Here is a 22,781-nt window from a genome sequence, read left to right on the forward strand (position 1 = left end):
CACGCGGCGCGCCATGCTTGGAGCCGCGGGCGTACCGTTCGAGGCGATGGCGGCCGGCGTCGACGAGGAGGCGGCCAAACAATCGCTGCGCGCGGATGGAATCTCGCCGCGCAATCTCGCTGACGCGTTGGCCGAACTCAAGGCGGTCAAACTCTCGCGCCGTTTTCCCGATGCGCTGGTTCTCGGTTGCGACCAGGTCGCGTCGCTCGGCGCCCGGATATTCGACAAGGCCGGTTCGCGGGACGAAGCGCGGGCGCATCTCGAGGCGCTGCGCGGCGAAACGCACAGCCAGACGAGTGCGGCCGTAATCTGCGAAGCGGGCAAACCCGTGTGGCGGCATATCGATGTCGCGAAACTGGCTATTCGCGATTTTTCGGATGCGTTTCTCGAATCCTATCTCGATGCCGAATGGCCAGCCATCGGCGGTTGCGCGGGCGGGTACCGGCTGGAAGGGCGCGGCGCGCAGCTCTTCGCGCGTATCGATGGCAGCCATTTCACCATCTTGGGTCTGCCGCTGCTTCCGCTGCTCGACTATCTGCGCGTGCGTGGAGTCATGCCGGCATGAGCATTCCTCCTTCGACTGCGCTCAGGACAGGCTATGCCGAAGTGATCGGCGATCCGATCGCGCACAGCAAATCGCCGCTGATCCATGGTTTCTGGCTCGGAAAGCTCGGCATCGACGCCGACTATCGGGCGACGCATATCGAACAGGATGCGCTCGCCGACTATTTCACCCGCCGGAAGGCTGATCCCGACTGGCGCGGCTGCAACATCACTATCCCGCACAAGGAAAAGGCGCTCGACCATGTCGCGGATCGCGGCGGCCTGCGCGAGAGTATCGGTGCAATCAACACCGTGTTGCGCGACGAAGACGGGGTGTTGATCGGAACCAATACCGACGCCGCGGGCTTCTATGCGCCGATCTCGGCCATGGATTTGCAGGACGTATCAGTCGCGGTGATCGGTGCGGGCGGGGCCGCCCGGGCGGTGTTGTTCGCATTGAAGCGCGCCGATGTTGGCTCGGTCATGCTGTTCAATCGCACGCCGATGAAAGGTGCCGCGCTGTTGGCCGCATTTGGGCTGAAAGGCGAGGCATTGCCGCTCGACGCGCCACTGCCGCCGGCTTCGCTGCTCGTCAATGCGAGCCCGTTGGGGATGGTCGGGCAGGACGCATATGTGCCTGATCTCGAGAGTCTCCCCGAAGCGGCGGTGGTCTATGATCTTGTCTATGCGCCGCTCGAAACCGAACTGCTCGCCGCAGCGCGCGATCGGAACCTTGCGACGATCGATGGTCTCGAAATGCTGATCGGTCAGGCGGCCATTGCGTTTGAGCTGTTTTTCGGCGAACCGGCGCCGCGCGAGGATGACGACGAACTGCGGGAGCTGCTCATCGCATGAAGACGCTCGGACTTACCGGTTCCATCGGCATGGGAAAGTCGACTGTCGCGCGGATGTTCGCGGACCGGGGCGTGCCCGTCTTCGATGCCGATGCCGAGGTGCACCGGCTGCAAGGTCCGGGCGGCGAATTGGTGCCGGAAATCGAAAAACGGTTTCCGGGTACGACGGGTCCGGACGGCGTCGATCGGGCGAAGCTGTCCCAGGCGGTGCTTGGCAACCCCGAAGAGCTGCAGGCGCTCGAAGCGATTATTCACCCCGTGGTCGGCCGCAATCGCGCGGCTTTTCTGGAGGCGAACCGCGATGCGCCGATGGTGTTGTTCGATATTCCGCTGCTGTATGAGAAAACCGGCGATGCGGGGCTCGACGCGGTGATCGTCGTTTCCGCGCCGGCCGAAGCCCAGCGCGAGCGCGTGCTGAAGCGGCCCGGTATGACGGTCGAGAAATTCGAGCATATATTGGGCCTTCAGATGCCCGATGCCGAAAAGCGCGACCGCGCCGATTTCGTGATCGACACGGGCGGGCCGCTGGACGAGACCCGTGCGCAGGTTGACGCGCTCGTCACTTGCCTAAGCGATCATGACGTCCGATATTGTCAGCAATGCGTGAAATAGTTTTCGATACAGAAACCACCGGACTCAGCCCGTCAGACGGGCACAGGCTGGTGGAAATCGGTGCGCTCGAATTGGTCAACCGGGTCGAAACCGGGCGCAGCTTCCATGTCTATTGCAATCCGGAACGGGAGATGCCGAGCGACGCCTTTGCCGTGCACGGCCTGTCGGATGCATTTCTCGCGAACAAACCGCTTTTTTCGGTCGAGGCGCAGAATTTTCTCGACTTTATCGAGGACAGCCCGCTCGTCGCCCATAATGCGCAATTCGATTTCGGTTTTCTGAATGCTGAACTGGAACGCGCCGGCCGTGCCGCTGTCGCGATGGAGCGGATGATCGATACGCTGGCCATAGCGCGGACCAAACATCCCGGCGCGAAACATAGTCTCGACGCGTTATGCACGCGCTATGGTATCGACCGCAGTCAGCGCGTGCTGCACGGTGCCCTGCTCGACGCGCAATTGCTTTCCCAGGTTTATGTCGAACTGACCGGCGGTCGGCAGATCGGCCTGACTCTGGGCGCGGAAACGGAATCGGCATCCCGCGAACGCGCGCCGACGGAAAGAGCGGCCCGGGCGCCGCGCCGGCCGGTGCGCGAGCCGCGGCCGCATAGCGCTTCGCCCGAGGAACAACAGCGCCACGCGGCCTTTATCGCCGATCTGACCGATCCGTTATGGCCGGCCGACCGGTTCGGGACTTGAAGACAGCGCGGATTTCCGTTTGGGAATCCGCAAGTTGGTGAAGGAATGAAGCAATGGATATTCGTGTATCGGGTCATCAGGTCGAAACCGGCGATGCGCTGAAGGACCATGTCGAAGAGCGGATGACGGCCATTGCGGACAAATATTTTGCCCGCGCCATTTCGGCCAATGTGACGTTCGGCAAGGGACCGCGCGATCACGGCTTCCGCTGCTCGATCGTCGCCCATGTCATGCAGGGCGTGATCCTGAAAGGCGAGGCCGACAATCCGGGCGATGCGCATGCGGCCTTTGAAGAAGCGGCCGGCCATGTCGAGAAGCAGCTGCGCCGCCATATGGATCGGCTGAAAGACCATCACAAACATTCCAACGGCGAAATGCCGCCGGTCATGCCCGAAGCGAATGCCGGATATACGGTGTTTCATGGCGGCGAAGAATCGGAAGACGTGCCGGACAATCCGCCGATCATCGCGGAAACCAGTGTGGATATCCCTGACGCGAGCGTTTCGAACGCCGTATGGATGCTGGATCTGCGCAATACCAACGCATTGCTCTTCAAAAACAGCGATACCGGGGTATATAATATGGTCTACCGACGCCGCGATGGTTCCATCGGCTGGGTAGAACCCGAGCGTACGGCCTAGAGCATATTGTCCCCTCCGACCGTGGCGTTCGCCCGGTCTTCACTGTGCAACCAAGGTGTTCCATGTCAGAGTTTGAGTTTCCGAGCCCCGCTTTCGTCGTGTTTGTCGATGCGGTGGACAGTAAATCGGCGCTATTCCGCCTGATTGCGCAGCATGCGGCCGAAATCGCCGATGCGGACGCGCCGGCGCTCGAACGCCAGCTCATCGCGCGCGAAAAGCTGGGATCGACGGGTTTTGGCGATGGCGTCGCAATCCCGCACGGGAGGATCGAGAGCCTCGAAAAGCCGTTCGGCATTTTCTTCCGTCTCGAAAAGTCGGTCGACTATGATTCGGTCGACGATCTGCCTGTCGATTGTGTGTTCGCGCTCTTCTCGCCGGAAGCCGATGGCGCGGCCCATCTGCGCGCGCTGGCCCGGATCAGCCGGCGGCTGCGCGACGGTAATTTCGTCGCGAAATTGCGCGGTGCGCGCTCTACCGATGCGGTATTTGCGCTCATGACCAGTTTCGAGGCGGCGGACGCTGCCTGAGGAAGCGCCGCTCGCCGGCGCGGAGGCGCATTTCCGCGCGCTGGAATCGCTATACGATTCCGCGCCGATCAACGAAATCTGGCAATCCAAGCTCGAGATCGTCGAAAGCGGCTTGGCGCGCATCCGTTTCGATCTCGACGAGCGCTATAATCATGCGGCAGGCGCGATTCACGGCACCAGCTATTTCAAGATGCTCGACGATGCGGCGTTTTACGCGGCAAACAGCCTCGTATCCGATCGCTTCCTGCTGACCACCGGGTTCAACCTGCTGTTCACGCGCCCGATGACGGGCGGCACGGTGACGGCCGAAGGGCGATGGGTCAGCGGGCAGCGCCGCGTGTTCGTGGCCGAGGCGCGGCTGATCGATGCCGAGGGCGAGGAGGCCGCGCGCGGCACCGGCACCTTCATGAAATCGCGCATCCCGCTTTCCTCGCTCGACGGATATCGCCTGCCCGGATGAGTGCCCGGATTACCAGCAAGACATTGGTGTCGGCATTGCGGCGGCGAGTCGAGGCGGCGGGCGGCCATGCCATGGTCCTGACCAAGGGCGACGAGATATCCGGCGCCGTCCTGCTCGCGCTCGCCAATCGCGGTGTCGTGAGCGGCCTGCGGGAGCGCGGCATGGCGCCCGATGGCAGTTATCGCTGGGTCGCGGCGGGTCCGGAGGATGCGTCCGATCCGCAGGCATTGAGCGCCTATCTCGAACGGCGGCGCAAGTTCGATCCCGATATCTGGGTCGTCGAGATCGATCTCGATGAGCCTGAGGCCTGGCTCGCGGACTTTATCGGCGCGGAATAGCCGCTTTCATTCGTTCGGTCTTTGTTCTACCAAAACCCATGGCCGATATGCAGTCGATCCCGTCCGATACCGCGCTGAGCGCCGGCGATGTCGTGCGCGGCGCGGCGCGGTTGTTGTTCCGACATGGACTGATCGCCGTGCCGGAGGTGACGCTGGGCAATGGCCGCCGGGCCGACATGATGGCGGTCGACACCAAGGGGCAGATCGTTATCGTCGAAATCAAAATCAGCCGTGCCGATCTGCTCGGCGATCGAAAATGGCCGGACTATCTCGACTATTGTGATCGCTTTTTCTGGGCGGTGCCTGCCGGATTCGATCTCAGCCTGTGCGAACGGAAGGAATTGCAGCCGGAGGTCTCGGGCCTCATCGTCGCCGATGCCTATGATGCGGCAATCGTGCGCGAGGCGGCCGAGACGCCATTGGCCGCGCCGCGCCGGCGCGCCGAAACCTTGCGCTTTGCGCGGCGCGCGGCGGCGCGCCTATTGGCGGTCGAAGACCCGCATATCGACGGCCTTGACTGACCGACCTTAGGGTTCGGCCCCTAGTTGGGGCTGGGTCCGAAAACCGCGCTATCTTCCGGCTGCTCTTCGGCTGAATCGAGAATCTCCAATATGGCCGAAGCGCGCGGATCGCGGGCGGCATAATCGCGTGCCGACAATCCGACGACGCTGTCCGCGATATCGGGATTCGCGCCCGCATCGACGAGCTGCCGGACTATCGCGCCGTTACGCTGGTGGACGGCCAGGATCAGCGGCGTTTCGCCCCGGTTGTTCCGCGCATTGAGATCGGCATTGACGATCCGCAGCCAGTTGACGGCGTCGGGGAAACCGATCTGCGCGGCGATATGGAGCGGCGTATTGCCTTCCCGGTCGCGGATATTCGGATTGGCGTTCTGCTGCAGCAAATAGAGAACCCATTGCGGATCGCGCTCGCGGGTCACGATGTGCAAGGCCGCCTCGCCCGAAGACCGGTCGCGGACGTTGATGACCGTTGAGCTCGGCGCTTCGACGAGATCGCGGACGGTTGCGAAATCGCGATCACGCACGCCGCGCAGGAAATTATAGGTATCGGAAAACTGGGCCGAGGCGGGGATGGGCATGAGAATCGCGCCTAGCGCGGCAACGAGAACCGCAATCGCTTTGGCGGATGGTCGGGATGCATTGATCCGGTGCATGGAGTTCCTACCTTTAAACAGGGTCTCGAACCTACTTGTCTCTCGCCCCTTAGCAAAGCATGAATGGGCCCGCCATGAACGATCGCAAACCCGTGAAAACCGTTTTTTCGACATTGCTTCTGACCGGCCTTTTGGCCGCCTGTGCAGCTGGTTCCGAGGGTTCTGCCCCACCGCCACTCGAAGGCGCGGCGATCGGCGGGGCCTTCGAGCTTGTCGACGAAAATGGCGAAACCGTGCGCGACACCGATTTCGCCGGGCAGAATCGCGTGATCTATTTCGGCTATGCCTTCTGCCCGGACGTCTGCCCGGTCGATATGCAGAAACTCGGTCAGGCGATGCGCGTACTTGAAGAGCGCGATGCGGAGCTTGCGGAAACCATCACGCCGATCTTCATAAGCGTCGACCCCGCGCGCGATACGCCGGAGGTGCTTGAAGAATTCACCAACAGCTTCCATCCGCGCATGGTCGGCCTGTCCGGGTCGCGCGAAGCGATTGACTCCGCGGTCGAGCGCTATGGCGTCTATTATCAGCTCGGTGAGGATGACGGGTCAGGCAACTATCTCGTCGACCATAGCAACAATGCGATCCTGTTCGGGCCGGAAGGCGAGCCGCTGGTGATCCTGCCGATTCAGGACAGCCCCGAGGCGATCGCCGATTCCCTGGCGGCCTGGGCGCGATAGGCCGGTCCGTTGGCAGGCAATTTCTGGGAGACCAAAACGCTCGATCAGATGACGCGGACCGAATGGGAAGCGCTGTGCGATGGGTGCGGGAAATGCTGCCTCCACAAATTGCAGGATGAGGAAACCGGCGCGCTGCAACCGACCAATGTCGCGTGCAAATTGCTCGATCTCGAAACCGCGCGCTGCACCGATTACAAACATCGCCGGATTCATGTGCCCGATTGTCTGCGGTTGTCGGCACGCAAGATGAAAGACTTTCCCTGGCTACCGAGCACCTGCGCCTATCGCCTGCTGGCGCGCGGCGAGCCGCTGCCCGAATGGCACTATCTGGTCTGCGGCGACCGTGAGGCCGTGCACGCGGCGGGCGAATCCATCCGCGGGTGGACGGTTTCGGAGACCGAGGCCGGAGACCTTGAGCATCATTGTGTCGACCGCGCGCTCTGAGCTGCTGTTTGAAGGCGGTGGGCATCGCCGCGCGCTGACCGTCAAACGTTATCCGCGCGCGCGATCCTTCCGGCTGCGAGTCGATCCGCGCGACGGGCGGGTGCTGCTCAGCATGCCGCAACGCGGCAGCATGGCCAAGGCGCGTCGATGGGCCGAAAGCCAGCGCGACTGGATCGAAGAACGGCTGGCGCAGCTGCCGCGCCCGCGCCCGATCGAAGCCAATGCACGGCTCCCCTATCGCGGCCGCGATGTCCATGTCGATTGGTCGCACGACTATCCGCGTAAACCGGTGCTCGATGAGGATCGGTTGCAGCTCGGTGGGTCGCAAGAGGCGATTACGCGGCGCACACTGAACTGGCTTAAGGATGAGGCGCGCCGCATCCTGACCGAGGAAACCAATCTTTATGCAAAGCGGGCCGGGGTCGATGTTGCGCGTATCAGCATCGGCGATCCGCGCAGCCGCTGGGGCAGCTGCGCGTCATCCGGCAATATCCGCTACAGCTGGCGGCTTGTCATGGCGCCCGAGGCGGTGCTTTCCGCGACGGTCGCGCATGAGGTCGCGCATCGCGTCCATATGGACCACAGTCCACAGTTTCATGCATTGGTTGCGGAGCTTTTCGGCCGCGATCCGGCGCCCGAACGCGCCTGGCTGCGCGATCATGGCACGGCGCTTTATTGGGTCGGCTGCTCTTCCTGAGACCGGATGGCCGGCGCGGGTTCGCGATCGTCACGCGACGGTGCGTTGTCGCGCTCCCGCTCCGCACGCCGGTCGCCCTCGCTGCGGCGTAGCACCTCGTCGAGCCATTCCTCGTCCATATTGCCGGGCCCGCTGCCGTCTTCATAGCGCCGGTCCTCGCCGTAAATGTCGGGCGCCGGGATCGGCATGCCATTCTCATCGACAAATATCTCGTCGGCATAGGGATCGCCGAAATAGGCGTCATCCTCGCCTTCGAGCCGCCATTCGGGGAGCGTGACCTCGGTGTCGAATTCCTCGACCGGCCGGTTGGATACCGCATAGCGCATGAAATCGGCAAAAGCGCGGGCCGGCGCGCGTCCACCCTGCAGCCCGGCGACGCGGCGGGCATCGTCGCGCCCCATCCAGACGGCCGTGGTGAGGCCTGATGAAAAGCCGACGAACCAGCCATCGCGATTGGAGCTTGTCGTCCCTGTCTTGCCGGCAACCGGCCGGCCGATTTGCGCGGCGCGGCCCGTGCCCGTTGCAACCGCCGTTTGCAGAAGGTCTGTCATCTCGGCCGCGACATAGGGTGCGACGAGCACGCGCGATTGATCGATTTCGGCGCGGTACAGCTCCACCTCTTCGCGCGTGTCGGGATCCTCCATCGTTACCCGAACGATGCCATAGGGTTCGACTGCCGTGCCGCCCGCATGCACGGACGCGAAGGCGCGCGCCATGTCGATGACGCGCACGTCGGACGTGCCGAGCACCATGGAGGGGTGCGTGTTGATCGGCGTCGTTATCCCGAAACGCTGCGCCATATTCGCGACCGTATGCAGCCCGACTTCCGCGCCGAGTTGCGCCGCGACCGTATTGACCGAATAGGCGAAGGCCGAGCGGACATCCATTTCCCCGGAAAAGCGCCCGGAGCTGTTACGCGGCTGCCAGCCGTTCCAGTCGATCGGCTCGTCCACCACCCGATCGCTCGGCGTATAGCCATTTTCGAGCGCGGCCAGATAGACGAACAGCTTCCAGGCCGAGCCTGGCTGGCGTACGGCCGTAACGGCCCGATTATAGTTGGAGGTGACGTAATCCGTCCCGCCGACCATGGCGCGCACCGCGCCGTCGCGATCCAGCGACACAAGAGCGGCCTGCGCGCCTTCGGGCGTATGGGCGCGCACTGAGTTTACCGCCTGCGCCTGCATATCGAGATCGAGCGTCGTCCAGACATCGATCGGCGCACGCGTCTCGTCGATCAACAGGTCGAGCTGGTTGAGCGTCCAGTCGGTGAAATAGCGTACCGAATTGCGGCGTGGCTGCGGCGCGAGGGCGACATCGTTCGGTGCGGCTGCGGCGGCTTCGCTCGCCCCGATCCGGCCGGTTTCGACCATCAGATCGAGCACGACGCCGGCCCGGCCGATCGCCGCCTGCGCATCGGCGGTCGGCGAATAGCGAGACGGCGCTTTCACCAGGCCCGCGATCACGGCGGCTTCCGACAGATCGAGGTCGCGCGCCGTATGGCCGAAAAAGCGCCGCGAGGCCGCGTCGATGCCATAGGCGCCGCCGCCGAAATAGACGCGGTTCAGATAGAGTTCGAGTATCTGGTCCTTCGTAAAAGTGCGCTCCATCGCGAGCGCGAGGATGATCTCGCGTATCTTGCGGCCGAAGGTGCGCGTATTGGTGAGGAACAGGTTACGCGCGAGCTGCTGCGTGATGGTCGAGCCGCCCTGCACCCAACTGCCACGCTCGATCCGCACGCGTACGGAGCGCGCAATCCCGATCGGATCGACGCCGATATGGCTTTCGAAGCGCCGGTCCTCGACCGAGATCATCGCATCGCGCATGATCTCCGGAATCTCGTCGTGACGCAGCCATTGGCCGTAGCTCGGACCCATCGCGAAAATTACCGTGCCGTCAGCGGCATGCACACGCACGGTTTGCCCGTTGGGCGATGATTGCAAAGTCTCGAAATCGGGCAGCGAGGACATGGCGATGCCGACCGCCACCGCGAGCGCGACAATGCCCAGAAATGTCGCATACAGGCCGAACTTGATCAGCCCGATCGTGATGCGCCAGACTGGCCCGCGCGTCTTTGCTCGAGATGCCGCCATGTCGATTGTCAGCCCTATGCGCGAACCCAGCCCGTCACAAGCGCCCAATGCGGCTGAATGTGGGCTGAATCAGCCGGATTCTAGCCGGTCGCTACTCAGGCTGCTAAAGCGTCAATCCGTATCGGACGGACGGAACTCGAGCGCCAGGCTGTTCATGCAGTAACGCAGTCCGGTCGGCGGTGGGCCGTCCGGGAAGACATGGCCGAGATGGCCGCCGCAGCGCGCGCAGCGGCATTCGGTCCGCACCATGCCGTGGCTCATATCGCGATGGTCGGTAACAACCTCGTCGTTCACCGGCTGGGTAAAGCTCGGCCAGCCCGATCCGCTGTCATACTTGGTTTTGCTCTCGAACAATTTGAGACCGCAGCCCGCGCACAGATAATCGCCGGCCTCGTGATTATCGTAGAGATCGCCGGCAAAGGCGGGTTCCGTGCCGCCCTCACGCAACACATGATAGCGTTCGGGCGTCAGACGGTCGCGCCATTCGGCGTCGCTAAGTTCGAGCTTTTCCATGGGCCAGATATGGGCGGCGGACTGTGCCCGATCAAGCGCGAATACGGGTCGCCGCGCCGAGCATATCGACAAAACCGGGCACCGCGCCCAGCCGGAGTGCATGACGGGCAAGGCGCGGTCGGTCGGCCAGCGTCTTGAGAGCCGAGGCGAACGCGATCGGCCGTTTCGCGGTGCGTGCGAAATCCCGCTGGAACGCAATTGCACCCTTTGGGCCTTTTTCGAGATAGGCGTCGGCCGCAGCTCTTCCGCTGGCCAGCGCAATGCCGATGCCTTCGCCGGCCAGCGACGGGATGACGGCGGCCTGATCGCCGATCCGGAACACGCCCGCCATCCCCTCGCGCATCCGCCAACCATAGGGCACGCGGCTGATGGCATCGGCCGTATCCGGCAGAGCTTCGCCGTCCAGTCGCCTCCCCAAAAACGGCGATTCCAAGCCAATTTCTTTCAGCAACTGCATTGGATCACCGTCCGCATCGCGCAGCCGCGAGCGGCGCACCGCCACGCACAAATTGGCGCTGCCATCCTCTTGCAGCAAAAGGCCGGCATAGCCGTGCCGGAACAGATGCATTTCGATGATGCCGTTGATTGTTGCGGACAAGCGCTCGGACGGAACGATCCGATAACGCAGACCCATCCATGGGTCGGCGTCACGCTTCGCAACCGGACGCTTCAATCCGCGCAGCTCATATTTGCCTGTGGCAAGAAACAGGGCGTCGGAGGCCATGTCTTCGCCATTGGCAAGTTTGACTGTGCCAGCCGCATCGGCGCTTCTGAGCGCCACGCCGCGCCGGATATCGGCTCCCGCCGCTTCCGCAGCGCTCAGCAACACGCTGTCTAGCCGGTACCGGGAGAGGCCGATGCCGGAGCGCGGCAGGCGCACGATGCGGGATTGCCCACCGGCATAGAGTCCGACCCGGTTGATCGGATGGCCGCCCAGACGATCCCGATCGATTCCGATGGCATCGAGCGTATCCAGCGTCTGCCAGCTCAGAAAACCGCCGCACAATAGGTCCGGCGTCTCTGCATGGCGCTCGATGAGAATCGGCTCGCCGCCGCCGCGCGCCAGCGTCAGCGCGGCGGTCAGTCCCGCCGGGCCGCCACCTGCGATCAATGCAGCCGTTCGACGCATAGCCTGAACGGAAAGCGACGTACGACGCTGGCAGCGCCATCCGCGATTCCGGCTTCTTCGAGGATGGGTGCCCATTCGCCCGGGCGATAGCTGCGCGCGATGGAAAGCTGGCCGTCGGCGCGGACGATCGGATGCCAGCCCATCAGCCGTGCGAGCAGTGGATAACCGAAATGGGAGAGTGGATGACGATGCAGATCGTTTACCAGCCAGCCGGTCCGCGCATGCGTTTCCATATAGTAGAGAAAGGCGATCAGCTCGTCATGCGTCATATGATGCGCGACGAGATTGGAAATAACGAAATCCGCGGGTTCGCAATCCGCATAGTCTCCCGTGCGATACTCGATATCCAATTCCGCGGGCGTCAGCGCCTCGGCCGCGGCCTTGCTCTTGGGGTTGAGATCGATGCCTGTGAGCCGCGCCTCGCGCCCGGTCTTCGCCGCCCATCGCGCGATAGCGCGCAACATGCCGCCGCCGCCATAGCCGACATCGAGCAGGGTGAAGCGGTCGCGGCCGCGTATCGCGCGTTTCAGAAAGGCGAGGGTCGGGCGCGCCGACAAGGTCCAGTAATTCGCTTTTTCGAGGTCTGTGAGCACTGCGGCGTAAATGTCCGGCGCCAGGCCAGGCGCATCCATTTGCTCTTCGGCAATCGCGCGTTGTGCCAGATTCGCCATCACGCGCTGCTGTAGCGGAAGCCCTCGGCCGCAAGCCCGGGTCCGAAGGCGATGGCTATCCCATTATCGACGGGCGGCCCCTGCATGACCCGCTGGAGCGCGAACATCAGCGTCGCTGACGACATATTGCCTTTCTCGCGCAAAATGGTGCGTGAATGATTCAGCGCATCCGGGCCGATATCCAGCCCCTTCTCGACCGCGTCGAGGATCGAACGCCCGCCGCCATGCACCGCCCAGCTATCGATGCCATCGAGACCGGCGCCATTGCAGATCGCAGATCGTAGATCGGACTGCGCCAGCGCGTCGCCGAGCCGGCCCGGCACTTCGCCGGAAAGATGCATGGCGAAACCGGTATCGCCGACATGCCATTGAATCAGGGCTTCGGAATCGGGGAGCGTCGCCGCAAATTGGCCGTCTATGGCTAGGCCTTGTGCATCGGCGCTGACGATTGCCGCAGCGGCGCCATCGCCAAAGAGCAGCATTGCGAGGAGCGGCTCGAGCGAATCCTCGGGCTGGAGATGGAGTGTCGAGAGCTCCGTGGCGATCACGAGAACCCGGGCTTCGGGCTCGGAGCGCACGATATGATAGGCGGTGCGCAAGGCCGTGACCGCGCCATAACAGCCCATGAAACCGACCAAAACTCGTTCGACCGCGCCGGAAAGGCCCAGTTTCCGGGCGACGAGCTGATCCAGCCCCGGGGCGGTAAAACCGGTGCAGCTTGCGACGACGAGATGCGAGATAGAAGCCGGATCGAGCGTTTCAGGCAGGTTTCCAACGGCTTTCAGGGCGAGTTCAGGCGCGGCCTGCGCATAATGCTGCATTCGCGCCGATGTTGGCGGCATGCCTTGGGCGTAAAACCCTTCCGGACTGACCGGTGAGCCGCCATTCGCGCCGCGCGGCAGCACGGACCAGCGATGATCGATGCCCGAGCGCTCCACCATTCGCGAGAAAACCGCCTGTTCGCGCGGATCGGACAATTGCTCCCCGGCCCATCCGATAAAGGCTTCATGGATGTCATGATCGGGCGTTGCCGCGCCGATGGCGTTGATATGGGGCGTGGGTATCGGCACAGGGTCCATCCCTCGTAATCGACGCCGCGCCGATGGGGAAGCCATGACCGGGCGATTTGAATGTTAACGATATATTGATTGGTTAACGGCGAAAAAGGGGTATGGCTCGCCCATATTTCATTTTGCCGCTGCTTTTGGGCGGAATAGGGGTTTTCGCGGCGCCGATGGACGCTGCAGCGCAAGGCGTTTGCCGGCTCTGCGACGATGCCGACCCTATCATGGCGCGCGACAGGCCGTCGCGCCCGCTCCACATTGATATCGATACGGGGCTCGATTTCGATCGCATGGCGCTGATCGATTATCGGGGCGGCCAGGCCGAGATCGATCCGCAGACAGGTCAGCGGCGGCTGACGCGCCTGCTCGATCTGGGCGGCATGGCGATGCGCGGCACCGTAACGATCCGCGGCGAGCCGGGCCGGGCGATTCGCGTCGACTTGCCCGAAGAGGTCATTTTGCGCGCACCGGGCGGGCGCCGGGTGGAGTTGCGCGATATGCACAGCGATCTGCCGGCGCAGCCGCGCATCGGCAGCGACGGATATCTGCGCTTTTCCTTTGGCGGCCGGATCGATGTCGATGGCACGGATGTCGGCCGTTTCCGCGGCCGCATGCGGATCAGTGCCGAATATGAGTGATCGGCGCGCAAAGCGTTAAAGCGCCTTTAACCATAAGCCTTTGCCTTATCTGAAACATGTCTCGCCAAAAGGGATGCTGAATGGCGCGGGGGACACGTTCCGTTCAAGACATTTCGGAAAGTGGAAAAGGGACTATCTAATGAAAAAGCTTATCACCGTTTTCGCGGCTGGCGCCGCGATGGCTTCGTTCGGTTCGGCCGCTAACGCCGCGACCGCTACGGCCGATGCGACCGCTGAAATCCTGCAGCAGGTGCAGATCAGCAAAACCGCTGACCTCAACTTTGGCACGATCGTTCCGGACGATACGAACGCTGCGACGGTTTCGGTGGCGGCTAACTCGGCTGGTACGCGCAACTGCGGCGGTCTGACCTGTGCTGGTGCCGCTTCCGTGTCGTCGGCTGCGTTCGACGTAACCGGTGCCAACGGCCTCAATGTCGATGTCGCGCTGAGCGGCCTGACGTCGCTGACCAGCGGTTCGAACAGCATGCCGATTTCGCTCAACGCCTCGTCGACGACGCTGGCGATGACCGGTTCGGCTGTTGCTCTCTATGTGGGTGGCGATCTGACGGTTGCGGCGAACCAGCCGGCCGGCACCTATGACGGTACCTTCACGGTGACCGCCGACTATCAGTAAAATCGAATAGCCCGCGCCAGGCGGGCATCGATCTGAACCTCGCCCGGCAGCGCTTCTGCGCTGCCGGGTTTTTCTTTGGAAAACCGCCAATCCTTGACGGAAAAGTAACCAGTTTTTGCAAGATTCGCTGAGGATTTCCGGGGGGACTTCGCATCGCTGCGACACCCTCGGTCTGTGCTCAGACGGAGAAGGTTATGATCCTCGAAAATTTGTCGTCCCGCGTCCGCACCGGCGTCGCCGCGCTAGCGCTCGCTACCGCTACGGTCGCGGCGCCTGCGCCGGTTCATGCCAATGACCTGCTGGTTGCGCCGACCCGGGTCGTGCTCAACGGCTCGCGCGGTACGGAGGTCATCCTCAACAATATCGGGACCGAAGAAGCGACCTATCGGATTTCCCTGGAGCTGCGCCGTATGACGCCCGATGGCGGGCTAGAAGAGGTTGAAATACCTAACGAAATCGAAGAATCGGCGCTGGCCATGATCCGCTATGCGCCGCGCCGGGTCGTGCTGCCGCCTAACCAGCCCCAGGCGATCCGCATCGGCGTGCGCGCGCCCGAGGGTTTGGTCGATGGCGAATATCGCGTCCATATGCTGTTCCGCGCCATTCCGCGCCCGCGGCCGGCCGCGTCAGAGGCTGAATCGGCTGGCGAAGGTTTCCAGATCCGGCTGATTCCGGTCTATGGCGTCACAATTCCGATCATCGTGCGGCACGGCAACCTCACCGCTACCGCTGCGATTGCCAATCCCCGTATCGTCGAGGAAGACGGTGTACGCGCCGTGGCCTTCGATATGAGCCGGCAGGGCGAACGCTCGGTCTATGGCGAAGTCACCGTAACTCGCCCGGGTGTCGACGTGCCGATCGCGCGGGCGCGCGGCGTCGCCGTCTACCCCGAAATCACTGGACGGACCGTCATTCTGCCGGTTTCCGAGGAGTTTCAGGGCGCGCTCGCCGGTCCGGTGCGCATCCAGTATCGCGAACCGGATAGCAGCGGCGGCGGTCTGATCGCCGAAACCGAAGCGGTGCTGCGGTAACGCGGCATCGGGGAGCGGGGCATCATGCTTCGCTGGGGGCATCACGCAAAACTCTTCCTGACGGGCCTCGCCGCTCTGTTCGGGGCGGCGAGCGCATCCGCGCAGGCCGAATGGGAGGCGCATCCCGACGATTCCCTGCTGTTTGACGTCAGACTGGGCGAGTATCGGCTCGGAGACGGGGTTCGCGGCTATCAGACGCCGGGCAGCGTGTGCCTTGACCTGGCCGATACGATCGCGGCCCTCGATGCGCCCATCTCTATCGATGAAGATGCCAACCGCGCTCAGGGCTGGGCATTTAACGAAGAAAATCAGATTGTTATCGATCGCCAACGGCAGCGTGTGCGGTTCGGTGAGAACTCCGAACGCCTGCCTTCCGGGATCGTGTTCGACACGCCCGAAGGCTGGTGCGTCGCGACCCAGGCGCTGGCCACCTGGCTTGGCGTCACGATGGAGGCCGATCTGCGCAATGCCGTGCTTTTGTTGAGTTCGGAGCAGCCTCTGCCGGTCGAACGCGCGCTGCAGCGCCGCGCCCGCGCTGCCTCGCTGCGGCCGCGTCTCGAATTCGATCTTTCGGACCTACCCCAGGCCAATACGCCCTATCGCATGTGGCGGACGCCGGCGGTCGATGTCGTTGTTTCCATTGGCGGATTGCGTGATCGGCAGCGGGGCGACAACGGCTTCGAGCGGCGCTACGAGATTTACGCCGCCGGCGAGATACTGACCGCGTCTTTCGACGCCCGGCTCGCCTCGGATAATCGCGGAATCCCGCAATCGCTGCGCATGCGCGCGTTTCGCAGCTCGAACGAGCCCAATCTCTTGGGTCCGCTCGGCGCGACGCATTTCGCAATCGGCGATGTGTCGAGCCAGACCTCGCCGATTGCCGCCCAGCCGACGCCCGGCCGCGGGTTCGTCGTCACCAACCGGCCGCTGGATCGGCCGGATAGCTTCGATCGGCGCACTTTTCGTGGCGAATTGCCCGAAGGCTGGGAGGCCGAGCTGTACCGCAACGGTCAATTGCTGGCCTTTTCGCTAGATCGCGGCGATGGCCGCTATGAATTTATCGATGTCGAGCTGCGCTACGGCATCAACCGGTTCGAAATCGTGCTGTATGGCCCGCAGGGGCAGATCCGGCGGGAAACCGAGGTCATCAATGTTGGCGCGGCGAGCATTCCGCCGCGGCAAACCTGGTATTGGGCCGGCGCGAGCCAGGACGATCGCGATCTGGTCAACCTCGATAGCGACAATTTGCGGCGCGGCGGCCATTGGCGGGCGGGTTTCGGCCTCGAACGCGGGCTCGATCCGCGCACATCGCTGGCGTTTCAGCTCAACAATCTCGTCATCGCGGACGAGAGGGTGACGGTTCTCGAAGGATCGGTTCGCCGGGCGATTGGCCCGGCCTTGGTCGAAATCACGGCAGCTTGGGCGGATAACGGGGGTTATGCCGCCCGTGCGCAATTATTGGGCCGGTTCGGCCGCGCCTATGTCAGTGCGGAATCGGTTATCGCCAGGGATTTCCAGACCGAACGCTACAGCATCGATACGACCGGCCGGCATACGCTGGCCGTCGACCATAGCTTGAATATCGGGCGCATCGTGATGCCGGTGCGCGTGCAGGCGAGCTATCAAACGCGCCGGAACGGGGCGGATCAGATCGACGTTGCGGCGCGGATTTCCGCCAATTTCCGTCGTTTCGCCCTAACCGGCGAGGTTGGTTACCGGCGTCAAGGCGTCGCCAATGATTTTGCCGATCTCATTGGCCCGCCGTCCGATACGAATGCTGGGATCCTGGCCAATGGCCGGATCGGGCGCGTCCGTTTGCGCGGGGAAGCGCGTTGGCGGCTCTCGCCGAACAGCCGTTTCGAAAGCGCATCGCTAACCGCGGACTGGGCGAGCGGCGAAAACAGCGCCTGGCGGGCCGAACTTGGCTATCAGGCGACGCTGAACCGCGTCCGGGCGAGTGTCGGCTATGTCCGGCGCTTCAATCGGTTCGCGCTGACGGCCTCCGCCGAAGCCGCGACCGACGGTTCGGTGGCGGCCGGGCTCAATCTTGCGTTCAGCATCGGTCCCAATCCGCGCGGCGGCATCCATATGACGGCGGACAAGCTTGCGAGCACCGGCCAAACGGTCGCTCGCGTCTTCCGCGATCTCAACAATGACGGCGTACGCCAGCCGAACGAGCCCTATGAAGAAGGCGTGCAGATTACGACCGGCCGCGCGCCTGCGAACGAGCCGACCGACGAGAATGGCACGGCCGTCGTCACTGGCCTCACACCCTATCGCCCGATTCTCGTAGGTATCGACACCTCCTCGCTCGCCGATCCGTTCGTTCAGCCGCGCGGGCCGGGCGTGGTCGTGACGCCCCGCCCCGGCGTTGCCGCGATGGTCGAACTGCCGCTGGTCAGTGCCGGCGAGATCGACGGCGTGCTGGTGCGCGCGGGGGGCGGGGCGCTGGAGGGCGTGGATCTCGAGCTCGTCGATATCGAGGGCCGGGTCGTGAAAACCATCCGCACCGATTTCGACGGCTTCTTCGTCTTTGAAGGTGTGCCCTATGGCGAATATTCGATCCGCATGGCCGAACTCTCCGCCCAGGCCGTCGGCGCGCCCGCGGCACTCGGCCGCCGCGCTTTCGTGACCGACGAGAGTGACAGCATAAGGCTAGGCACGATCGCGGTCGGCGGGAACGCGGCTGCCCTTTCTGAATAAGGGTTTTTGATTGTCAGACTCGACCTAGCGGTCGAGCGCGGCACCGGCCCTCTCCCCCTCCCGGCCTCCCACAAGTGTACCCTGTGGGAGGCCGGGAGGGGGAGAGGGCCGGTGCCGCGCCAGAGGCGAAGCCGAAGGTCTGACAAAAAGTCGCGCCGCGCGACTTTTCGCCACGCTAAAGCATTGAAATATGGGAAAATGGTGCGGTCGAGAAGACTCGAACTTCCACGGGCGTTAGCCCACAACGACCTCAACGTTGCGCGTCTACCAGTTCCGCCACGACCGCACATTTTCAAGTAGGCCGGACCATCGCCCGGCATCTGGCAGGCGCGAGCCTCTAGCAAAGCGCGCGGATAGGCGCAATGCCCCAAAGGCACCGAATCCGGCGGCAATCGCGAATAATCGCGCCGCGTGCCGCATTAACGCTCTTTTCCGGTCGCTTTAACCATTTGTTTACCTGTTCGGTCGTGATTCCAGCGCGTAGCGCGCGGGCATGGCTTTGCTTTCCGCTCTGTTTCTAACTGCGGGCGCGCAGGACCCCGGCGCGGTCGTTCAGGCGCGCGCCACCGCGCGCATCGTTCATGCTGAAACCATTGATTTCTCGCAGCTGGATGCATCGGCCCAGCAATGGCCGGCGCCGATCCGTCGCTTCGAACGTAGCGAGATTGACCCGGAGACCGGCCAAATGGTCCGCCGCGACTATCGGCTGATCGAATTTCGCTAGAGCAGACCTCAATAGAGGAACATCGGCATACCCTCGATGCGCGGGAATTTCGGGCGATACGCATCGCGATCATAGAGATTCGCGACGTCCACCGACTTCTGTTGTTCGAGGAGCGTCGCGATCGGGACATGGCAGTAATTGCCATCGGTCAGCGCAACCATCCGGCCGGCCCGGCCATCGCGCAGCAACTGAATCGCCAGGCCGCCAAAGGCGAATCCGACCATCCGGTCCATCGCGTCGGGTTCGCCGGAGCGCATCAGATAGGCAAGCTCCTGCACGACAGTACCGATTCCGGCTTCGGCTTCGACGATATGCGCAAGGCGCTGGCCGATGCCGCCGTCCGCGCGTTGCGAGGCGGATTTCGCCAGATCGGCATTTCCGCCTTCACCCAGAATGTGTGCGCCCTCGGATATCACACACATGGCGTAATTTTCACCGCTGCGCCGCCGGTCCTCGACCAGCAGCGGCACAAGCGTGGCGGGATCGGCCGGGACTTCGGCGATTACCGTGCGCGCAACCTGCGCCAGAAAGCCTGAGAGGAGTGCGGTTTCGCCCGAACGCCTGCCGAACAGCTCGATAATGCCGATCCGCTCGTGGCTGCGGGTCGTCGTGCGCAAGGCGTTGATTGCGGCGACCGAGCGGGTGATGGCGGTCGAGAATCCGATGCAATAATCGGTGCCGTGAACGTCATTATCCATCGTCTTGGGGACGGAAATAACGTCTACGCCTCGCTCCGAAAGATGCGCGGAGAAGCGCAGCGTGCCGTCGCCGCCCAGCGTGATCATCGCGTCGATACCGAGCCTGTCGAGCACGTGAAGGACATGGTCGGTTCGGTCGCCCTCGCTTTGTGTACGGGGGTCGGTGCGCGAGGTGTGCAAAATCGTGCCACCGACCCGATCGATGCCGCGCACCCGATCGCGATCCAGATTCCAGGTTTGCGCGGCTATGGTGGCAGGATCATCCGGATCGATCAGCAGGCAGCCTTTCCAGCCGCGCCGAAAACCGGTGACCCGCCAGCCCCGTTCGAGTGCACCGAGCGTGATCGCGCGAATACAGGCGTTCAAACCCGGCACATCGCCGCCGCCCGTCAATATCCCGATATGGATGATCGCCTCCTCGCTTCGTGCGGAGTGGGAAGCATAGGGCGGTTTTCGAGCGAGGGAAGAGAGTCGTTGGTCAGAATTTTCCTGACGGAGAATCGCGGCACGGGGATTTGTTTATCAGAACAATGCTCTCGCAATGTCGCGGCACCGGCCCGCGCCCCCTCCCGGCCGCCCAATCAGGGTATACTCATGGGAGGCCGGGAGGGGGCGCGGGCCGGTGCCGCGAACTTCCGTCAGGAAGTTTCTGACCAAGAATCCGTCACGCCTGAGGCGAAGCCGAAGGTCTGGCGAGTTACGCCCCTTCGAAGGGTATGAATTTGAGATTTAGCTCTTCGGCATTGCGCGGGATATCTATTTCGGCCGAGTTGAACTCTACCATCTCGCGCGGCGGCAGCGTGCGCTGCGGTGCCTGGATCGTCCAGTCATATACCACCGCGCCCTGGGCGTTGCGCAGTTCGGCGCGGATATCCGGCACGCGCTGTTCCTCGTCGGTCATGTTCACGATCCGACCGGAAATCGACAGCAGTTCGTGTCCGCTGGCCAATGTGCGCCGTTCCGGACTGCGAACGAGCTGCACATCGAGCGCGCCATCGCTCGCATTGCCGCCAATGCCGGCGATAAAGCCCGGCGGGCCGAACCAGGCGACCGCGCCGATCCCGGCGGCGAGCAGGAGAAACAGCCCAGCGGCGATGGCCGTCCACATCTTTGCGGGATTGCGGCGCGGCTTGAACGGGGGTTCGTGCGCGAACGGGTCGGTTTCGCCGCTTTCTCGAGGCACTTTGTCCGAATGCGGCTTTTCGACCGGCTCTTCGGCGACCGGCGGCTCCGGCGTGGGCGGTTCGGAAAATTCATGCTGGACGGGCGCAGGCGGGGCTGGCGGTTCAGGAGCAGGGGGCGTTTCAACGGTTGGCTCCGGCGCGGGCTCGGGCACGGTGCTCGGTCCTTCGGCGAACCAGCTATGCTTGCAATTGGCGCAGCGGACCTGCCGCCCGTCCACGCCGATCGCCGTATCGGGCACCAGATACCGGGTCGAGCAGGCGGGACAAACGAGGATCATGCGCGAGGAACGCCAACTTGTTGCAAATCAAGCCGTGATCTACGCGGGCAGGGGGCCGGCTGGCAAGGTCGCCGCGATGTGTGTTGTGTGCTTTACGCCGGATAGCGCGCTGTGCCATGGCTGCGCCGATGGCCACGACGATCGCCCAGTTCGAAAATGTCGGGCTGCGCTACGGAACGGGCGCAGAGACGCTTTCGGATATCAGTTTTTCGTTAGACGGCGGCGGCTTCTATTTTCTCACCGGACCGTCGGGCGCGGGAAAGACCTCGCTGCTCAAATTGCTCTATCTGGCGCTCCGGCCGAGCCGCGGGCTGATCCGGCTGTTTGACGAAGATGTCGTGACCCTGCCGCGCGACCGGCTGCCCGGTTTCCGGCGGCGGATCGGCGTCGTGTTTCAGGATTTCCGGCTCGTCCCGCATCTGTCGGCGTTCGACAATATCGCGCTGCCGCTGCGCGTGGCGGGTGTCGAGGAGACGGAGCTCGCAACGCCGGTCAACGAGATGCTCGCCTGGGTTGGCCTGTCGGACCGTGCGAGCGCGCGGCCGGCGACACTGTCGGGCGGCGAGCAACAGCGCGTCGCAATTGCGCGCGCGGTGATCGGGCGGCCGGAGATCCTGATCGCCGACGAGCCGACCGGTAATGTCGATCCCGAAATGGCGGCCCGGCTGCTTCATCTGTTCGATGCGCTGAACAAGCTGGGCACGACTCTGGTGGTCGCCACACATGACATTCATCTGCTCAGTCGCGTGTCCGCGGCACAGATGATGCGGCTCGAGGGCGGGCGCCTCTCGGACCCGACGGGCGCGCTCAAAAATCCGCCGCGCGAACCGCGTGGCACGCGTTCCGGGAAATCGGCCAAGTGAGCCTGCCCTTTGCCGCCAGTCCGGCCGAGCGCCGGCTGCTCACCGAGGGCCGCCTGTCGGGCCCGATGCCTTGGGTCATCGCGATCATGATGTTCCTGACGGTGCTTGCCGCGGCGGGCGGCCTCGCGCTCAATCATGCCGCCAGCAATGTAACCGGCAGCATCGCGCAACGGATCACGGTCCAGATCGTTGAAGCCAATCCAGACCTGCGGGAAGCACAAACCCGTGCGGCCATGGCGGCATTGGGCGATATGGAGGGTGTGACCGAAGTCGTGCGCGTGTCGGATGAGGAGATCGATGCTTTGATCGAGCCCTGGATCGGCGCGGCGGGGGACGAAGAGGGTATTCCTGTGCCCACGATGATCGACGCGGCACTGACCGAGGCGGCGCATAACGATCTGGAGCGTATCGAGGCGGCGGTTGTCGATGCGGCGCCTGCAGCACGCGTCGACGATCATGCGCAGTTTCTCGCGCCACTGGCCGGCCTGATCGGATCGCTCACATGGCTCGCCTTTGCGCTCGTGCTGCTGACGGCAAGCGCCTTGGCGGCGTCGGTCATTCTGGCCGTGCGCGCCGCACTCAACACACATCGCAGCACGATCGAAGTGTTGCATCTTATGGGCGCGACTGACGTGCAGATTGCGCGGCTGTTTCAGCGCCGGATCGCGCTCGATGCACTGTTTGGCGGCCTGGTCGGTTTTCTGGTCGCTGTGGTTGTGTTGCTGTTGCTGGGCCAGCGGATCGGGGCAGTGGGCTCGGAACTGCTCGGATCGGCGACCCTCCCGCTTTCGGCCTGGATCATTCTCGCCCTTTTGCCGCTGGCGGGCGCGGCCGTATCGACCCTCGTCGCGCGCTATACCGTGATTGGCGTCCTCAAAAAGCTGTTATAAGCC

Annotated in this window: 27 protein-coding genes and 1 tRNA gene; 19 read left to right on the forward strand and 9 right to left on the reverse strand. The window is 63.6% G+C overall.

Features of this window, described 5'->3' with window-relative positions:
- Positions 1-13: 13 nt before the first annotated feature.
- From Q0974_RS01095 to Q0974_RS01135, 9 genes are all read left to right on the forward strand, one after another.
- The gene (locus Q0974_RS01095) at positions 14-565 is read left to right on the forward strand and encodes a nucleoside triphosphate pyrophosphatase (RefSeq protein ID WP_299321595.1); all 552 of its coding nucleotides are present in this window, start codon (positions 14-16) and stop codon (positions 563-565) included.
- Positions 562-1,398 (forward strand): shikimate dehydrogenase, encoded by an 837-nt coding sequence (gene aroE, locus Q0974_RS01100; RefSeq protein ID WP_299321598.1) that lies wholly within the window; start codon positions 562-564, stop codon positions 1,396-1,398. The genes Q0974_RS01095 and aroE overlap by 4 nt, the downstream gene beginning before the upstream one ends.
- The gene (coaE, locus tag Q0974_RS01105; RefSeq protein ID WP_299321599.1) at positions 1,395-2,009 is read left to right on the forward strand and encodes a dephospho-CoA kinase; all 615 of its coding nucleotides are present in this window, start codon (positions 1,395-1,397) and stop codon (positions 2,007-2,009) included. Before aroE ends, coaE begins: the two co-directional genes overlap by 4 nt.
- Positions 1,997-2,707: a DNA polymerase III subunit epsilon gene (dnaQ, locus tag Q0974_RS01110; RefSeq protein ID WP_299321601.1), complete on the forward strand. Its 711-nt coding sequence runs from the start codon at positions 1,997-1,999 to the stop codon at positions 2,705-2,707. Before coaE ends, dnaQ begins: the two co-directional genes overlap by 13 nt.
- Before the next feature lie 53 nt (positions 2,708-2,760).
- On the forward strand, positions 2,761-3,348 hold the full coding sequence (raiA, locus tag Q0974_RS01115; protein WP_299321603.1) for a ribosome-associated translation inhibitor RaiA: 588 nt from the start codon (positions 2,761-2,763) through the stop codon (positions 3,346-3,348).
- 62 nt (positions 3,349-3,410) lie between these two features.
- A complete protein-coding gene (locus Q0974_RS01120; RefSeq protein ID WP_299321606.1) occupies positions 3,411-3,875 on the forward strand; it encodes a PTS sugar transporter subunit IIA in 465 nt (154 codons plus the stop codon).
- A complete protein-coding gene (locus Q0974_RS01125; RefSeq protein ID WP_299322125.1) occupies positions 3,868-4,335 on the forward strand; it encodes a PaaI family thioesterase in 468 nt (155 codons plus the stop codon). The genes Q0974_RS01120 and Q0974_RS01125 overlap by 8 nt, the downstream gene beginning before the upstream one ends.
- Positions 4,332-4,673 carry a DUF1491 family protein gene (locus Q0974_RS01130; RefSeq protein WP_299321608.1) on the forward strand — a complete coding sequence of 114 codons (342 nt, stop codon included), beginning with the start codon at positions 4,332-4,334 and terminating at the stop codon, positions 4,671-4,673. The genes Q0974_RS01125 and Q0974_RS01130 overlap by 4 nt, the downstream gene beginning before the upstream one ends.
- Before the next feature lie 38 nt (positions 4,674-4,711).
- A complete protein-coding gene (locus Q0974_RS01135; RefSeq protein WP_299321611.1) occupies positions 4,712-5,194 on the forward strand; it encodes an MmcB family DNA repair protein in 483 nt (160 codons plus the stop codon).
- 20 nt (positions 5,195-5,214) lie between these two features.
- Here Q0974_RS01135 and Q0974_RS01140 read toward each other — a convergent pair whose 3' ends face one another.
- Positions 5,215-5,772, reverse strand: a complete 558-nt coding sequence (locus Q0974_RS01140) for an ankyrin repeat domain-containing protein (RefSeq protein ID WP_299321613.1) — start codon at positions 5,770-5,772, stop codon at positions 5,215-5,217.
- Positions 5,773-5,921: 149 nt separating this feature from the next.
- Here Q0974_RS01140 and Q0974_RS01145 point away from each other — a divergent pair, with 149 nt between their 5' ends.
- From Q0974_RS01145 to Q0974_RS01155, 3 genes are read left to right on the forward strand one after another with little or no spacing between them, the layout of a single operon-like run.
- Positions 5,922-6,527 (forward strand): SCO family protein, encoded by a 606-nt coding sequence (locus tag Q0974_RS01145; RefSeq protein WP_299321616.1) that lies wholly within the window; start codon positions 5,922-5,924, stop codon positions 6,525-6,527.
- Between the two features lie 48 nt (positions 6,528-6,575).
- Positions 6,576-6,971 carry a YcgN family cysteine cluster protein gene (locus tag Q0974_RS01150; protein ID WP_299322128.1) on the forward strand — a complete coding sequence of 132 codons (396 nt, stop codon included), beginning with the start codon at positions 6,576-6,578 and terminating at the stop codon, positions 6,969-6,971.
- Positions 6,940-7,668, forward strand: coding sequence for a SprT family zinc-dependent metalloprotease (locus Q0974_RS01155; RefSeq protein ID WP_366943562.1), 729 nt, complete (start codon positions 6,940-6,942; stop codon positions 7,666-7,668). Before Q0974_RS01150 ends, Q0974_RS01155 begins: the two co-directional genes overlap by 32 nt.
- Here Q0974_RS01155 and Q0974_RS01160 read toward each other — a convergent pair.
- The 5 genes from Q0974_RS01160 to Q0974_RS01180 form a co-directional block, all read right to left on the reverse strand.
- On the reverse strand, positions 7,644-9,758 hold the full coding sequence (locus Q0974_RS01160; RefSeq protein WP_299321618.1) for a transglycosylase domain-containing protein: 2,115 nt from the start codon (positions 9,756-9,758) through the stop codon (positions 7,644-7,646). The two genes, Q0974_RS01155 and Q0974_RS01160, sit on opposite strands and share 25 nt — an antisense overlap.
- 111 nt (positions 9,759-9,869) lie before the next feature.
- Positions 9,870-10,271 carry a peptide-methionine (R)-S-oxide reductase MsrB gene (gene msrB / locus Q0974_RS01165; RefSeq protein ID WP_299321620.1) on the reverse strand — a complete coding sequence of 134 codons (402 nt, stop codon included), beginning with the start codon at positions 10,269-10,271 and terminating at the stop codon, positions 9,870-9,872.
- Positions 10,272-10,302: 31 nt separating this feature from the next.
- Positions 10,303-11,400, reverse strand: a complete 1,098-nt coding sequence (locus Q0974_RS01170) for an FAD-dependent monooxygenase (RefSeq protein ID WP_299321622.1) — start codon at positions 11,398-11,400, stop codon at positions 10,303-10,305.
- On the reverse strand, positions 11,379-12,071 hold the full coding sequence (locus Q0974_RS01175) for a methyltransferase domain-containing protein (protein ID WP_299321625.1): 693 nt from the start codon (positions 12,069-12,071) through the stop codon (positions 11,379-11,381). The genes Q0974_RS01170 and Q0974_RS01175 overlap by 22 nt, the downstream gene beginning before the upstream one ends.
- The gene (locus Q0974_RS01180; protein WP_299321627.1) at positions 12,071-13,150 is read right to left on the reverse strand and encodes a type III polyketide synthase; all 1,080 of its coding nucleotides are present in this window, start codon (positions 13,148-13,150) and stop codon (positions 12,071-12,073) included. Before Q0974_RS01180 ends, Q0974_RS01175 begins: the two co-directional genes overlap by 1 nt.
- A gap of 155 nt (positions 13,151-13,305) precedes the next feature.
- On the opposite strand from Q0974_RS01180, the gene Q0974_RS01185 reads away from it, so the two are divergent.
- The 4 genes from Q0974_RS01185 (at position 13,306) to Q0974_RS01200 (ending at position 18,141) form a co-directional block, all read left to right on the forward strand.
- A complete protein-coding gene (locus Q0974_RS01185; protein ID WP_299321629.1) occupies positions 13,306-13,773 on the forward strand; it encodes a DUF4402 domain-containing protein in 468 nt (155 codons plus the stop codon).
- Between the two features lie 139 nt (positions 13,774-13,912).
- A complete protein-coding gene (locus tag Q0974_RS01190) occupies positions 13,913-14,407 on the forward strand; it encodes a DUF4402 domain-containing protein (protein ID WP_299321631.1) in 495 nt (164 codons plus the stop codon).
- A 194-nt stretch (positions 14,408-14,601) separates the two neighbouring features.
- Positions 14,602-15,438, forward strand: coding sequence for a molecular chaperone (locus Q0974_RS01195; protein ID WP_299321633.1), 837 nt, complete (start codon positions 14,602-14,604; stop codon positions 15,436-15,438).
- A 24-nt stretch (positions 15,439-15,462) separates the two neighbouring features.
- Complete coding sequence (locus Q0974_RS01200; RefSeq protein ID WP_299321635.1) at positions 15,463-18,141, forward strand: carboxypeptidase regulatory-like domain-containing protein; 2,679 nt, start codon at positions 15,463-15,465, stop codon at positions 18,139-18,141.
- Between the two features lie 199 nt (positions 18,142-18,340).
- On the opposite strand, the gene Q0974_RS01205 is transcribed toward Q0974_RS01200, so the two are convergent.
- Positions 18,341-18,427: transfer RNA gene (locus Q0974_RS01205), tRNA-Leu, on the reverse strand.
- 207 nt (positions 18,428-18,634) lie between these two features.
- On the opposite strand from Q0974_RS01205, the gene Q0974_RS01210 reads away from it, so the two are divergent.
- A complete protein-coding gene (locus Q0974_RS01210) occupies positions 18,635-18,865 on the forward strand; it encodes a hypothetical protein (RefSeq protein WP_299321637.1) in 231 nt (76 codons plus the stop codon).
- An 8-nt stretch (positions 18,866-18,873) separates the two neighbouring features.
- Here the strand turns inward: Q0974_RS01210 and Q0974_RS01215 are convergent, their stop codons facing one another.
- Positions 18,874-19,956, reverse strand: coding sequence for an ATP-dependent 6-phosphofructokinase (locus Q0974_RS01215; RefSeq protein WP_299321640.1), 1,083 nt, complete (start codon positions 19,954-19,956; stop codon positions 18,874-18,876).
- A 304-nt stretch (positions 19,957-20,260) separates the two neighbouring features.
- A complete protein-coding gene (locus tag Q0974_RS01220; protein ID WP_299321643.1) occupies positions 20,261-21,025 on the reverse strand; it encodes an MJ0042-type zinc finger domain-containing protein in 765 nt (254 codons plus the stop codon).
- Between the two features lie 128 nt (positions 21,026-21,153).
- Between Q0974_RS01220 and ftsE the strand changes: the two genes are divergently transcribed.
- Both ftsE and Q0974_RS01230 read left to right on the forward strand, forming a co-directional pair.
- Positions 21,154-21,888, forward strand: a complete 735-nt coding sequence (gene ftsE / locus Q0974_RS01225; protein ID WP_299321646.1) for a cell division ATP-binding protein FtsE — start codon at positions 21,154-21,156, stop codon at positions 21,886-21,888.
- A complete protein-coding gene (locus tag Q0974_RS01230; protein WP_299321648.1) occupies positions 21,885-22,778 on the forward strand; it encodes a cell division protein in 894 nt (297 codons plus the stop codon). Before ftsE ends, Q0974_RS01230 begins: the two co-directional genes overlap by 4 nt.
- Positions 22,779-22,781 lie beyond the last annotated feature (3 nt).

Source organism: Parasphingopyxis sp., assembly GCF_028279465.1.
GTDB lineage: Bacteria > Pseudomonadota > Alphaproteobacteria > Sphingomonadales > Sphingomonadaceae > Parasphingopyxis.

Excerpts from the sequence above, each read along its gene's own strand:
- Q0974_RS01130 (WP_299321608.1), top strand. The coding sequence starts at position 4,332 with ATGAGTGCCCGGATTACCAGCAAGACATTGGTGTCGGCATTGCGGCGG.
- Q0974_RS01170 (WP_299321622.1), bottom strand. The coding sequence starts at position 11,400 with ATGCGTCGAACGGCTGCATTGATCGCAGGTGGCGGCCCGGCGGGACTG.
- raiA (WP_299321603.1), top strand. The coding sequence starts at position 2,761 with ATGGATATTCGTGTATCGGGTCATCAGGTCGAAACCGGCGATGCGCTG.
- Q0974_RS01210 (WP_299321637.1), top strand. The coding sequence starts at position 18,635 with ATGGCTTTGCTTTCCGCTCTGTTTCTAACTGCGGGCGCGCAGGACCCC.
- msrB (WP_299321620.1), bottom strand. The coding sequence starts at position 10,271 with ATGGAAAAGCTCGAACTTAGCGACGCCGAATGGCGCGACCGTCTGACG.
- Q0974_RS01195 (WP_299321633.1), top strand. The coding sequence starts at position 14,602 with ATGATCCTCGAAAATTTGTCGTCCCGCGTCCGCACCGGCGTCGCCGCG.
- Q0974_RS01190 (WP_299321631.1), top strand. The coding sequence starts at position 13,913 with ATGAAAAAGCTTATCACCGTTTTCGCGGCTGGCGCCGCGATGGCTTCG.
- aroE (WP_299321598.1), top strand. The coding sequence starts at position 562 with ATGAGCATTCCTCCTTCGACTGCGCTCAGGACAGGCTATGCCGAAGTG.
- Q0974_RS01160 (WP_299321618.1), bottom strand. The coding sequence starts at position 9,758 with ATGGCGGCATCTCGAGCAAAGACGCGCGGGCCAGTCTGGCGCATCACG.
- Q0974_RS01135 (WP_299321611.1), top strand. The coding sequence starts at position 4,712 with ATGGCCGATATGCAGTCGATCCCGTCCGATACCGCGCTGAGCGCCGGC.
- Q0974_RS01180 (WP_299321627.1), bottom strand. The coding sequence starts at position 13,150 with ATGGACCCTGTGCCGATACCCACGCCCCATATCAACGCCATCGGCGCG.
- coaE (WP_299321599.1), top strand. The coding sequence starts at position 1,395 with ATGAAGACGCTCGGACTTACCGGTTCCATCGGCATGGGAAAGTCGACT.
- Q0974_RS01150 (WP_299322128.1), top strand. The coding sequence starts at position 6,576 with ATGACGCGGACCGAATGGGAAGCGCTGTGCGATGGGTGCGGGAAATGC.
- Q0974_RS01175 (WP_299321625.1), bottom strand. The coding sequence starts at position 12,071 with ATGGCGAATCTGGCACAACGCGCGATTGCCGAAGAGCAAATGGATGCG.
- ftsE (WP_299321646.1), top strand. The coding sequence starts at position 21,154 with ATGGCCACGACGATCGCCCAGTTCGAAAATGTCGGGCTGCGCTACGGA.
- Q0974_RS01145 (WP_299321616.1), top strand. The coding sequence starts at position 5,922 with ATGAACGATCGCAAACCCGTGAAAACCGTTTTTTCGACATTGCTTCTG.
- Q0974_RS01120 (WP_299321606.1), top strand. The coding sequence starts at position 3,411 with ATGTCAGAGTTTGAGTTTCCGAGCCCCGCTTTCGTCGTGTTTGTCGAT.
- Q0974_RS01140 (WP_299321613.1), bottom strand. The coding sequence starts at position 5,772 with ATGCCCATCCCCGCCTCGGCCCAGTTTTCCGATACCTATAATTTCCTG.
- Q0974_RS01095 (WP_299321595.1), top strand. The coding sequence starts at position 14 with ATGCTTGGAGCCGCGGGCGTACCGTTCGAGGCGATGGCGGCCGGCGTC.
- Q0974_RS01185 (WP_299321629.1), top strand. The coding sequence starts at position 13,306 with ATGGACGCTGCAGCGCAAGGCGTTTGCCGGCTCTGCGACGATGCCGAC.
- Q0974_RS01220 (WP_299321643.1), bottom strand. The coding sequence starts at position 21,025 with ATGATCCTCGTTTGTCCCGCCTGCTCGACCCGGTATCTGGTGCCCGAT.
- dnaQ (WP_299321601.1), top strand. The coding sequence starts at position 1,997 with ATGCGTGAAATAGTTTTCGATACAGAAACCACCGGACTCAGCCCGTCA.
- Q0974_RS01200 (WP_299321635.1), top strand. The coding sequence starts at position 15,463 with ATGCTTCGCTGGGGGCATCACGCAAAACTCTTCCTGACGGGCCTCGCC.